The following is an 11,397-nucleotide window of genomic DNA, read 5'->3' on the forward strand; positions in this document are numbered from 1 at the left end:
TCAACTCTAAGTCCTTGACTATGGTCATGACCATCCCCCGATACGCGGAACTCGCCGAGTCTCGCTACGCGCTGCTGCGGTCGTTTCGCCGCGACGGCACGCCCGTCGACACCCCGATCTGGTTCGCCGTCGACGACGGCGGCTTGCTGTTCCGCACCAAGGTGGGCCCGAAGACCCGGCGGCTGGCCGCGCGTCGTGACGTCGAACTCGCGGCGTGCGACTACCGGGGACGGTTGCGCCCGGGCGCGACGACGGTGACCGGGCACGCCACGGTGCTCTCCGGCGCCGAGGCCGAACGCGCCAACCGCGTGCTGCACCGGCGCTACGGCTGGCAATGGAACATCGTGCCGCTGATCAAGGTTCCCGGCGTGACCAACGTGCACCAAAACCTGTGTGCCCGCGAGAAACTGCGGCGCGCTCGCGACCGCGGGGTATGGCCGGACAGCGTGATCGTGCGGGTGGAACTGCCATGACGCACGCACCCGTGGCCGACCCCGTCCGCTCGCCCGGTATCCGCCAATGCTGCAGCGCCGCAACGGGACTGGTGTTCGGCATGATGCGTCCGAGGCGGCCCGACGAGCGCTTCATCCGCACAATCACCGACGCCGGGCTGCCCACGCCCGGGCGCACGGTGACGGTGACCGCGCTACCACAGGTGCCCCGCTCGGTGCCGACCGCGGCCATCGTCGAGGGCGTCTTCACGCCGGCCCGCATCGAGAACTCGCTGACGTCGTTCGTCGTGTGTCACCCGGACGCCACCTTCATCGTCGACCCCGCCGTGTGCGTCGACGTCGAGAGACGGGCGATCGCCCAACTGCCCGCGGTGCTCCGGGTCGCCGTCCGTCCCCCCGCCGGCACCGTCCCGACGATCAACGCGCTGGGTCGGTTGCCCGAGGCGACGCGATTGGATTTCGCGCTGCCCACCCACGCGCACTGGGACCACGTCTCGGGCCTGCTGGACCTACCGGGCCTGCCCGTCCACCTGCACCGCACCGAACACGACTGGATCGGCGCCGGGCCCGTCGCACCCGTCGGCGGCGTGCGGGATTCGTTGCGCGGCCGGGCCGTTGTCGACTATGAACTGGACGGTCCGCCGGTGCTCACCTTCACCCGAAGCCGAGACCTCTTCGGCGACCGCTCCGTGCTGCTGGTCGACCTCGCCGGGCACACCCCGGGCAGCGTCGGGGTGCTCGCCCACACCGCACGCGGGTGGATCCTGATCGCCGGCGACGCGGCCTGGCACGCCATGCAGATCGAGAAGGTCCGCCAAAAATCAAGCTACCCGGGTGTTTTGGTGGACGAGGACCGCGAGCAGACCTTCAAGACCCTGCACCGCCTGCACCTGGCGCGCCATGCGGTCACGATCGTCCCGACCCACGACCACCAGGCGGCGCTGCGGTTGGCCGGGTAGCCGGTGGCGCTCGAGTGTGCGGCTAGCTTCACGTTGGGGCGCGAATGTGCGGCTAATTTCACACTCGCGGAGGTTTGGCGATCCGGCACTCCGGCGCTCCGCCTAGCCGCCCAGGCAGCCGGGGCCGAGCAGCGCCTTGAGGTCCCCCATCAGCGCCGGGGACGGCGTAACCCGAAGGGAGGCATCCAGTTCCAGCGTCGTGATCCGGTCACCGCTGATCAGCCGCAGGTGCACCTGCGCCGTGCCGGGGTGACGGGCCAGCACCTGCTTGAGCGCGGTGACCTTGTCGATGGTGCACTGCCGCGTCGGCAGGCTGACCGCCAGCGGCCGGTTCGGCTGGGCGTTGGAAAAGTCAGGCACCACAAGCTCGTTGGCGATCAGCGCGACGCGGTCGTCGCGCAGCGACACCTTCGCCTTGATCAGCACCACGACGTCGTCGGCGATGTCGGCCCCGTAGACGGAGTAGGCCTGCGGGAAGAACATCACCTCGATGCCACCGGTGAGGTCCTCCAATTGGGCCGACGCCCAGGGCATCCCATTCTTGTTGACCCGCCGGTTGACCGACGCGAGGATGCCGCCCACCCGCACCTGCGTGTCGTTGGGGACATCGCCGTCGAGGATGGCCGGGATCTGGGTGTCGACCTGGGCGGTCAGCAGATGCGCCACCTGGTTGAGCGGGTGCCCGGACACGTAGAGCCCCAGCATTTCTCGCTCCAGGGCCAGCTTGTGCTTGTCCTCCCACTCGTCGTCGGGCACCTTGATGTTGAACACGGAGTCGATGCCGCCACCATCGCCGTCGCCGCCGAACAGGTCGAACTGGCCCATGGCCTCGGCCTTCTTGGTGCCCAGCACCGAGTCGACCGCGTCGGTGTGCACCAGGAACAGGCCCTTGCGGGCGTGCCCCAGCGAGTCGAAGGCGCCGGCCTTGATCAACGACTCGGTGACCTTCTTGTTGCAGGCCGCCACGTCGATCTTGTTCAGGTAGTCCGAGAAGTCGGTGAACTTGCCCTTGCCGTTGCGGGTGCCGATCAGCGAGCCGACCACGTTGGCGCCGACGTTGCGCACCGCGCCCAGCCCGAAGCGGATGTCCTGGCCCACCGAGGCGAAGTTCACCAGGGACTCGTTGACGTCGGGCGGCAGCACCGTGATGCCGAGCTTGCGGCAGTCGGCCAGGTAGACCGCGGCCTTGTCCTTGTCGTCACCCACCGACGTCAGCAGGCCGGCCATGTACTCGGCCGGATAGTTGGCCTTCAGGTAGGCCGTCCAATAGGAGACCAGGCCGTAGCCGGCCGCGTGCGACTTGTTGAACGCGTACCCGGCGAACGGAAGGATGGTGTCCCACAGGGCTTTCACCGCTTTTTCGGAGAAGCCGTTGGCGGTCATGCCGTCGTAGAAGCCCTTGTACTCGGCCTCGAGGACCTCGAGTTTCTTCTTACCCATCGCCTTGCGCAGCGCGTCGGCCTTGCCCATCGTGTAGGAGGCGACCTTCTGGGCGATGAACATGATCTGCTCTTGGTAGACGATCAGGCCGTAGGTCTCGGCCAGGATCTCGCGCAGCGGCTCTTCCAGCTCCGGATGGATCGGCTTGACCGCCTGGCGACCGTTCTTGCGGTCGGCGTAATCGTTGTGGGCGTTCATGCCCATCGGGCCCGGACGGTACAGCGCCAGCACCGCGACGATGTCGTTGAATTCGGTGGGCTGCATGCGGCGCAACAGATCTCGCATCGGCCCGCCGTCGAGCTGGAACACGCCCAGGGTGTCGCCGCGGCCGAGTAGCTCGTAGGTGGGCTTGTCGTCCAGCGGCACCGACTCCAGGTCGAGGTCAATTCCCCTGTTGGACTTGATGTTTTCCAGCGCGTCGCCGATGATCGTCAGGTTGCGCAGGCCCAGGAAGTCCATCTTCAGCAGGCCGATGGCCTCGCAGGACGGGTAGTCCCAGCCGGTGATGATCGCCCCGTCCTGGGGCCGCTTCCACAGCGGGATGGCCTCGGTCAGCGGCTCGCTGCTCATGATCACCGCGCACGCGTGCACGCCGGCGTTGCGGATCAGGCCCTCCAGGCCCCGCGCGGTCTGATAGATGGTGCGCACGTCCGGATCGGTTTCGATCAGGCCGCGGACCTCGGCGGCCTCCTTGAACCGCTCATGGGCCGGGTCGGTGATGCCCGACAGCGGAATGTCTTTCGCCATGATCGGCGGCGGCAGCGCCTTGGTGATCCGGTCGGCGATCGCGAATCCGGGCTGGCCGTAGTGGATGCGCGCCGAATCCTTCAGCGCGGCTTTGGTTTTGATGGTGCCGAAGGTGATCACCTGCGCGACGCGGTCCGAACCCCACTTCTCGGCCGCGTAGCGCACCATCTCGCCGCGACGACGGTCGTCGAAGTCGATGTCGATGTCGGGCGCCGACGGGCGTTCGGGGTTGAGGAACCGCTCGAACAGCAGACCGTGCGGAATCGGGTCGATGTTGGTGATGCCCAGCGCGTAGGCCACCAACGAGCCCGCCGCCGAGCCACGGCCCGGACCCACCCGGATGTCGACCGAGCGCGCGTAGTTGATCAGGTCGGCGACGATCAGGAAGTAGGACGGGAAACCCTTGTCGCAGATGACCTTGATCTCGTACTCGGCCCGGTCGATGTAGTCCTGGCCCACCCCGGAGGGGAACCGGCGCTGCAGCCCGGCGAGCACCTCGTGGTGCAGCCAGCTGGCCTGGTCGTGCCCCTCGGGGACCGGGAAGATCGGCATCCGGTCGCGCGGCGCCCACACCTCGTCGTAGGACTGCACCCGCTCGGCGATCAGCAGGGTGGAGTCACACGCGCCGGGAACCTCGTCGTCCCAGATCTCGCGCATGTCGGCGGCCGACTTCAGGTAGTAGCCGTCGCCGTCGAACTTGAACCGGTTGGGGTCCGACAGCGTCTTGCCGGTCTGCACGCACAGCAGCGCCTCGTGGTTGTGGGCGGCGTCGCGGGTGACGTAGTGGCAGTCGTTGGTGGCCAGCGGCGGGATGCCCAGCTTGCGGCCGATCTCGAGCAGCCCTTCGCGGACCCGTTGCTCGATGGACAGCCCGTGGTCCATCAGCTCCAGGAAGTAGTTGTCGGCGCCGAAGATCTCGCGCCACTTGGCGGCCGATTCCAGCGCCTCGCGCTCGTGCCCCAGCCGTAGCCGGGTCTGCACCTCGCCCGAGGGGCAGCCGGTGGTGGCGATGATGCCCTCGGCGTGTTCGGCGATGATCTCGGCGTCCATCCGCGACCACTTGCCCAGCTGGCCCTCGAACGAGGCCAGCGAGGACAGCTTGAACAGGTTGCGCAGGCCGGTGGCGTTCTCGGCCATCATCGTCATGTGCGTGTAGGAGCCGCTGCCCGACACGTCGTCGGACTTCTGGCCGGGGTCACCCCACAGGATCCGCCGGGTGTCGAAGCGCGAGGCCGGCGCGATGTACGCCTCGACGCCGATGATGGGCTTGATCCCGGCCTTGGTCGCCGCGTTGTAGAACTCGCTGGCGCCGAACATGTTTCCGTGATCGGTCATCCCGACCGCGGGCATTCCCAGCCGGTCCACCTCGGCCAGCATCGGCCCGATCTTCGCGGCACCGTCCAACATCGAATACTCGGTGTGGTTATGCAGGTGCACGAAGGACGAGTGGTTCATAGGGACGCCAGTCTATGACCGCGGACCGACACTAGTTGGGCGTGTCGCCGCGTGTGTTGCGATCAGTCGCCGGCGTACAACTCGACGAAGTTCTTCAGCGACTTCTGGACGTCGCCCTTGACGGCGCGGGCCGCCGCGGAGCCCACCGGACCGAACAGCGCCCGTCCTCCCAGTTCCAGGCGCAGACCCAGCGTCGAGCCCTCGGCGGTGGGTTGCACGGTGAGCGTGACGGTGTATTTGGCGCCACCCTTGCCGGATCCCGACATCGCCACCTCGTGCGGCGGGTCCCAGGTGGTCACGGTCCAGGTCACGCGGTTGCGGAAGCCCTTGGCCCGCGCCACGCCGACGATCTGGGTGCCCTCGGCGATGTCGTCGGGCAGCTCGCTGCGCCATCCCTCGTGCACGGTCAGCCAGTCGCCCAGGTCCGACAGGTCGGAGACGCGGTCCCACATGTCCTGCGGGGTCATCGGGACATCGGCGGTCAGATCCACGGCGGCCACCGCCCGAGCCTAGCGCCCGCGTCGTGCGCCACCTGCGCGCGATGCGCCGCCCCATTCCTCGAGACTGCATCCACGCACACCCGTCCCGGCGTGTCGTGTGCGTAGGTTCAGTGTCGCGGCCTCTCACGTTGATCCGCGACCGGATCGCTCAGGTCTTGGGGCCGCCGCGGAATCGATTGCCGATCCGGATGCCGGGCAACAGCAGGCTGCGCGGCGCGAACCGCCCGCCGGTGCTGACCACCTTGGGCACCACCCCGGGCACCACCGTGCGACGGCCGGACAGCATGCCGCCGATGGCCGCCTCGGCCACGTCGCGCGGCGAGACCTGCGCGATGGGGATGCTGAACCGTTCGGCGTTGGCGATCTCGGCCCACTCGGTCGGCACCGGCCCCGGGCACAGGCAGGTGACCGACACGCCCGTCCCGTGCAGCTCCTCGTGCACCGCTTCGGAAAACGTCTGCACGAACGCCTTGGTGGCCGAGTACACCGCCATGTAGGGAACCGGCTGAAATCCGGCGATCGACGCGATGTTCATCACCGCGCCCGCCCCCCGCGACACCATGCCCGGCAGCGTCGCGTGGGTGAGTTCCATCAACGCCAGCGCGTTGAGGGTCACCTCTTCGCTCTCGCGTTCCAGCGGCAGTTCGTGAAACACCCCGCTGGTGCCGAAACCGGCGCTGTTACACAGGCCGGCGATCGGTTCGGTGCGCAACCGGCTCGCCAGTTTGGCCCGGGCCTTGCTGTCGCCCAGGTCCAGCGGCAGCACCTCGACGGCGACCGAATACTCCTGGCCCACCTCGTTGGCCAGTTCGTCGAGGCGCTCGCGGCGGCGGGCGACCAGCAGCAGCGGGAAGCCGCGACGGGCCAATCCGCGAGCCAGTTCGGCGCCGATACCGGACGAGGCGCCGGTGATGACAACGGTGGTCTGCAGGTCAGGTTTCGGAAGGCTCATGGTCTCACCAATGTATCCCGCGGGTGGCCCGCACGAAGTTCTCGCTGCGCTTATCGAATTCCGTTGTGTCGTTTGGTGATTCATCCCCCTTGGCGGCGCTGGAGTCGCTGAACATGGCGAACGCGCGGTTGCGCACCCGGTCCATCACCGCCGGATTGACCGCATCGGCGACGGCGGCGAACTGCCCGAAGGGTGAGCTGGCGCGGCGGGGCCGGTGCACGATCGCGTCGCCGATCACCCCCGCGGCCTGCTCGGGCGTGAGCGCCGGGAACTTGTCGTAGAGCGTGGTCGGGCTGATCATCGGCGTGCGCACCAGCGCCATGTGCACGGTGGTGAACTTGACGCCGTCGTTCACCGTCTCGGCCTGCAGCGAGTCGCACAGGCTGTCCAGCGCTGCCTTGCTGGCGATGTAGGCCCCGAAGCGCGGCGCGCGGGTCTGCACGCCCACCGAGGAGACGTTGACGATGTGGCCGAAGCCGCGTTCCCGCATGCCGGGGATGAACTTGAGGATCAGCTGGACCGCGCCCAGATAATTCAGCTGCATGGTCCGCTGATAGTCGTGGATCCGGTCGTAGGACAGCTCGAGGGAGCGCCGGATCGACCGCCCGGCGTTGTTGATCAGGATGTCGACGCCGCCCAGCTCGCTGAGCACCTGGTCGGCCATGGCGGCGATGGCGTCCATGTCGGACAGGTCGCACGGGTAGACGTGCGCGGTCCCACCGCTCTCGCGGATCTCGTCGGCGACCTTCTCCAGGTTCTCCCGGGTGCGGGCGACCAGCGCCGCAATCCCCCCGGCCTCGGCGATCTTCTTCGCCGCGGCCTCACCGATGCCCGACGATCCCCCGGTGATCAGGACCGTCTTGCCCGTGACGGCCTCCTCGAGCGTGCGGCCCCGCACCGCGTCGAGCAGATTCCTCAGGTAGAACGGCCGGTACCGTCCCGCCGAGTTCGGGGTGTTGACGATGTGAGAGACCGCCGCGAGCGGCTTTTCCACCAGGTTCCCGAGCGAGTTCTCCACCAAGTTCGTTAAGTCACCAAGGTTCATCGGCAATCGCTCCTGATGATGTGAGCCCCCCGACCGCAACTGGCCTGCCCGATGGCCACGACCGCCTTACGGGGCTGGGCGAGTGATGTGACGTGCATCATTAAGCCAACCTAGGGCATCATCGCGCCGCCGTGCCGCCGATTGCCGTCATGTATCCCGACCCCCACCCTCACGCGTCGCCGAGAACACCCGTCAGCCGTGGGCAATCACCCTGTTACACAACGCAATCCGGGCGTGATCGCGGATAAACCGACGGGCAACGCCGAAATGTTCCAATCGTGGTCATGAAAATTCTGGCGCGCTTCCGCAAGGCCGCACCGGCACCCATCTACGACCGGATCGGTGGGCACGAGGCGATCGAAGTCGTGGTCGAGGACTTCTACGTCCGGGTGCTTGCCGACGCGCAGCTGTCCGGCTTTTTCACCGGCACGAACATGAGCCGCCTCAAGGGCAAACAGGTGGAGTTCTTCGCCGCGGCCCTGGGCGGCCCGGAGCCCTACACCGGCGCGCCGATGAAGCAGGTGCACCAGGGTCGCGGGATCACCATGCGCCACTTCAGTTTGGTGGCCGGGCATTTGGCCGACGCGCTGGCCGCCGCCGGGGTGCCGTCCGAGACGGTGACCGAGATACTCGGCGCGATCGCCCCGCTGGCCCCCGAGATCGCCACGGCCGAAACCACCACGGTGTGAACGCGCCGGCGGTCTCGCGTCGGTGACACCGGCTCGCCGCGCGGCGACAATGCTATGCATGTCCCGCACATTTGACGACCTGATCGCGGAGGCGGACGCCGCCCCACTCGACGGTTGGGATTTTTCCTGGTTGGACGGCCGGGCCACCGAGGAACGTCCGTCGTGGGGCTACCAGCGGCTGCTGCGCGCCAGGTTGGCGACGGTGTCGGCCGCGCTGGACATTCACACCGGCGGCGGTGAGGTGCTCTCCGGCGCGGCACCGTTCCCGCCCACCATGGCGGCCATCGAGACGTGGCCCCCCAACGCGGCCCTGGCCACCCGTCGCCTGCATCCGCTCGGCGCGGTGGTGGTCGCGACCCGCGACGAACCGCCGCTGCCGTTCGGCGATGACGCGTTCGACCTGGTGACCACGCGGCATCCGATCTCCGTCTGGTGGTCGGAGATCCTGCGGGTGCTGCGCCCCGGCGGCACCTACTTCGCGCAGCAGATCGGCCCCGCCACCCTGGGCGAGTTGGTCGAATACTTCATCGGGCCGCAGCCGGAGAAATGGACCGAGTTTCACCCGGACACCGTGCGCGCGCAGGCCGAGGCGGCCGGGCTGCAGATCGTCGACATCCGCATGGAGCGGATGCGGGCCGAGTTCTTCGACATCGGCGCGGTCGTGTACTTCCTGCGCAAGGTGATCTGGACGGTGCCCGACTTCACCGTGCAGCGGTATCGCGACCGGCTGGCCGAACTGCACGAGCGCATCGAATCCGACGGGCCGTTCGTCGGCCACTCCGTGCGCCTGCTCGTCGAGGCCCGCAAGCCGGCGTGAGTCAGCCCTCGTCGCGCAGCACGTTCAGTGCGTGCTGCAGGTCGGGCGGGTAGGGGCTGACGATCTCCATCCGCCTGCCGTCGGCCGGATGGGCGAACGACAGCGAGCGGGCGTGCAGCCATTGCCGTTCCAGGCCAAGCTTTTTCGCGAGCTTGGGGTCGGCGCCGTAGACGAGGTCGCCGCAGCAGGGGTGATGCAGCGCGGAGAAATGCACCCGGATCTGGTGCGTGCGGCCGGTTTCCAGGTGCACGTCGAGCAGGCTGGCGGCGACGAACGCCTCCACGGTGTCGTAGTGGGTGAGGCTGTGCCGGCCGTCCTTGGTGACCGCGAACTTCCATTCGCCGCCGCGGTGCCGCCCGATCGGGGCGTCGATGGTCCCGCTGGACGGGTCCGGATGTCCTTGCACCAGCGCGTGATAGCGCTTGTCGACGGTGCGCTGTTTGAACGCCCGCTTGAGCAGGGTGTAGGCGCGCTCGGACAGCGCCACCACCATCACCCCGGACGTGCCGACGTCCAGGCGGTGCACGATGCCCTGCCGCTCGGGCACCCCCGAGGTGGTGATCCCGTACCCGGCGGCGGCCAGACCCCCGAGGACGGTGGGTCCGGTCCAGCCCACCGACGCGTGCGCGGCCACCGCCGCCGGCTTGTCGACCGCGACGATGTCGTCGTCGGAGTACAGGATCGTCATGCCCTCGATGTCCACCGGCGTGTTCTGCAGCGGCGGTGGCGCGTCGGGCAGCCGCACCTGCAGCCAGGCGCCGCCGGTCAGCCGGTCGGACTTGCCGGCCTGCACGCCGTCGAGCTCGACGCCGCCGTCCTCGGCGATCGCGGCTGCCGCGCTGCGCGAGAGCCCCAGCAGCCGCGCCAGGCCGGCGTCGACGCGCATGCCCGCCAGTCCCTCCGGGACGGGCATCGAGCGGTCACTCACCCGCGCCGTCTCCGGCGTCGTCCTCGTCCTTGCGCCGGTCGCCGGCGGTGCGCCGGCCGACCGAGTCGAAGTCGAAGCCGAAGATCGACAGCACCACCAGCAGGATGGCGCCGCCGACCACCGAGGGATCCGCGACGTTGAACACCGGCCACCAGCCGACCGAGAGGAAGTCGACGACGTGGCCGCGCAGCGGTCCGGGGGCGCGGAAGAAGCGGTCGACCAGGTTGCCCATGGCGCCGCCGAGGATCATGCCCAGGCCCACCGCCCACCAGGGTGACACCAGGCGCCGGCCCATCCAGAAGATGCCGACCACCACCCCGGTCGCGATCAGCGTCAGCACCCAGGTGTAGCCCGTCGCCATCGAGAACGCGGCCCCCGAGTTGCGGACCAGGGTCCAGGTCACCGTGTCACCGATGATGGGCACCGGCTGGCCGGGCGGGAGCAGTTTGACGGCGAGGACCTTGGTGACGACGTCGAGGGCCAGCACGATGGCCGCGATCGACAGCAGCAGCCGCAGCCTCCTGGGCGCGGATTCGGGCGGCGCGACGGTGCCGGGCTCCACGTCCCGCTCGATCGGGGCGGCCTCACCAGCCTGTTCGGCTGAGGTCACCGGCTCAGTCGATTTCGTTGGTTCTTCAGGCACTTCCCCATCATCCCCTACCGCCCCGCGCGGGCTCACCCTGTTCGCCCGGCGGCGATGCGCAATGATGCCAGCATGGCCCGCCTGACCGTGATCGCCACCGGGGGCACGATATCGACCGGGACCGGCGACGACGGGGTGCACCGGCCCTCATACAGCGGGGCCGATCTGACGGCCCCCTTCCGCGAACAGCACGACGTCGAGGTCGTCGACCTGTTGGCGGTCGACAGCTCGGAGCTGACGCTGGCCGATTGGGACCGGATCCGCGACGCGGTGACGGCCGCCGTCGACGGCGGCGCCGACGGGGTGGTGGTCCTGCATGGCACCGACACCATGGAGGAAAGCGCGCTGTGGCTCGAGCTCACCTATGCGGGCCAGACCCCGGTGGTGCTGACCGGCGCCATGCGCAGCGCCGACGCGCCGGACGCGGACGGCCCCGGCAACGTGCGCGACGCGCTGGCCGTGGCGGCCAGCCCGGCCGCCCGGGGCCTGGGCGTGCTGCTGTGTTTCGCCGGGCGGGTGCTGCAACCGCTGGGGATGAGCAAGGTGGCCACCGAGGACCTGAGCGGCTTCACCGGCCCGCTGCTCGGCACCGTGGCCGGCGACGTGAGACTGGCCGGCCCCAAGACCCGCCCGTACGTCGGCGAGCTGCGGGCCGCGACCGCGCCGCGCGTCGACATCGTCGCGGCCTACCTGGGCAGTGACGCGGTCGCCATCGACGCGTGCGTGGCCGCCGGGGCGCGGGCCGTGGTGCTCGAGGCGTTGGGGTCCGG

General features: G+C 69.0%; 11 protein-coding genes. 5 read left to right on the forward strand and 6 right to left on the reverse strand.

Annotated elements, in window-relative coordinates:
• The first annotated feature begins 20 nt into the window (after positions 1–20).
• Positions 21–473 carry a PPOX class F420-dependent oxidoreductase gene (locus tag DQP57_RS13345; RefSeq protein ID WP_430919112.1) on the forward strand — a complete coding sequence of 151 codons (453 nt, stop codon included), beginning with the start codon at positions 21–23 and terminating at the stop codon, positions 471–473.
• Positions 470–1,411, forward strand: coding sequence for an MBL fold metallo-hydrolase (locus DQP57_RS13350; protein ID WP_112633390.1), 942 nt, complete (start codon positions 470–472; stop codon positions 1,409–1,411). The genes DQP57_RS13345 and DQP57_RS13350 overlap by 4 nt, the downstream gene beginning before the upstream one ends.
• A 102-nt stretch (positions 1,412–1,513) precedes the next feature.
• Here DQP57_RS13350 and dnaE read toward each other — a convergent pair whose 3' ends face one another.
• The 4 genes from dnaE to DQP57_RS13370 form a co-directional block, all read right to left on the reverse strand.
• The gene (dnaE, locus tag DQP57_RS13355) at positions 1,514–5,053 is read right to left on the reverse strand and encodes a DNA polymerase III subunit alpha (RefSeq protein ID WP_112633391.1); all 3,540 of its coding nucleotides are present in this window, start codon (positions 5,051–5,053) and stop codon (positions 1,514–1,516) included.
• A 62-nt stretch (positions 5,054–5,115) separates the two neighbouring features.
• A complete protein-coding gene (locus tag DQP57_RS13360) occupies positions 5,116–5,553 on the reverse strand; it encodes a type II toxin-antitoxin system Rv0910 family toxin (protein WP_112633392.1) in 438 nt (145 codons plus the stop codon).
• Between the two features lie 148 nt (positions 5,554–5,701).
• Positions 5,702–6,505 carry an SDR family NAD(P)-dependent oxidoreductase gene (locus DQP57_RS13365; protein WP_112633393.1) on the reverse strand — a complete coding sequence of 268 codons (804 nt, stop codon included), beginning with the start codon at positions 6,503–6,505 and terminating at the stop codon, positions 5,702–5,704.
• A gap of 4 nt (positions 6,506–6,509) precedes the next feature.
• Positions 6,510–7,550, reverse strand: coding sequence for an SDR family NAD(P)-dependent oxidoreductase (locus DQP57_RS13370; RefSeq protein ID WP_112633394.1), 1,041 nt, complete (start codon positions 7,548–7,550; stop codon positions 6,510–6,512).
• A gap of 284 nt (positions 7,551–7,834) precedes the next feature.
• Between DQP57_RS13370 and DQP57_RS13375 the strand changes: the two genes are divergently transcribed.
• Entirely contained in the window at positions 7,835–8,239 is a 405-nt protein-coding gene (locus DQP57_RS13375) for a group I truncated hemoglobin (RefSeq protein WP_112633395.1), read from the forward strand.
• A 58-nt stretch (positions 8,240–8,297) separates the two neighbouring features.
• A complete protein-coding gene (locus tag DQP57_RS13380) occupies positions 8,298–9,056 on the forward strand; it encodes a methyltransferase domain-containing protein (protein WP_112633396.1) in 759 nt (252 codons plus the stop codon).
• 1 nt (position 9,057) lies between these two features.
• Here DQP57_RS13380 and DQP57_RS13385 read toward each other — a convergent pair whose 3' ends face one another.
• Positions 9,058–9,984, reverse strand: coding sequence for an RluA family pseudouridine synthase (locus DQP57_RS13385; protein WP_112633397.1), 927 nt, complete (start codon positions 9,982–9,984; stop codon positions 9,058–9,060).
• The gene (gene lspA / locus DQP57_RS13390; protein WP_112633398.1) at positions 9,977–10,627 is read right to left on the reverse strand and encodes a signal peptidase II; all 651 of its coding nucleotides are present in this window, start codon (positions 10,625–10,627) and stop codon (positions 9,977–9,979) included. The genes DQP57_RS13385 and lspA overlap by 8 nt, the downstream gene beginning before the upstream one ends.
• Before the next feature lie 54 nt (positions 10,628–10,681).
• Here lspA and DQP57_RS13395 point away from each other — a divergent pair.
• Positions 10,682–11,397: asparaginase (locus DQP57_RS13395; RefSeq protein ID WP_112633399.1), on the forward strand; the 716-nt coding region annotated here is incomplete at its 3' end.

It is taken from the genome of Mycobacterium colombiense (assembly GCF_003284935.1).
GTDB classification, from domain to species: domain Bacteria; phylum Actinomycetota; class Actinomycetes; order Mycobacteriales; family Mycobacteriaceae; genus Mycobacterium; species Mycobacterium arosiense_A.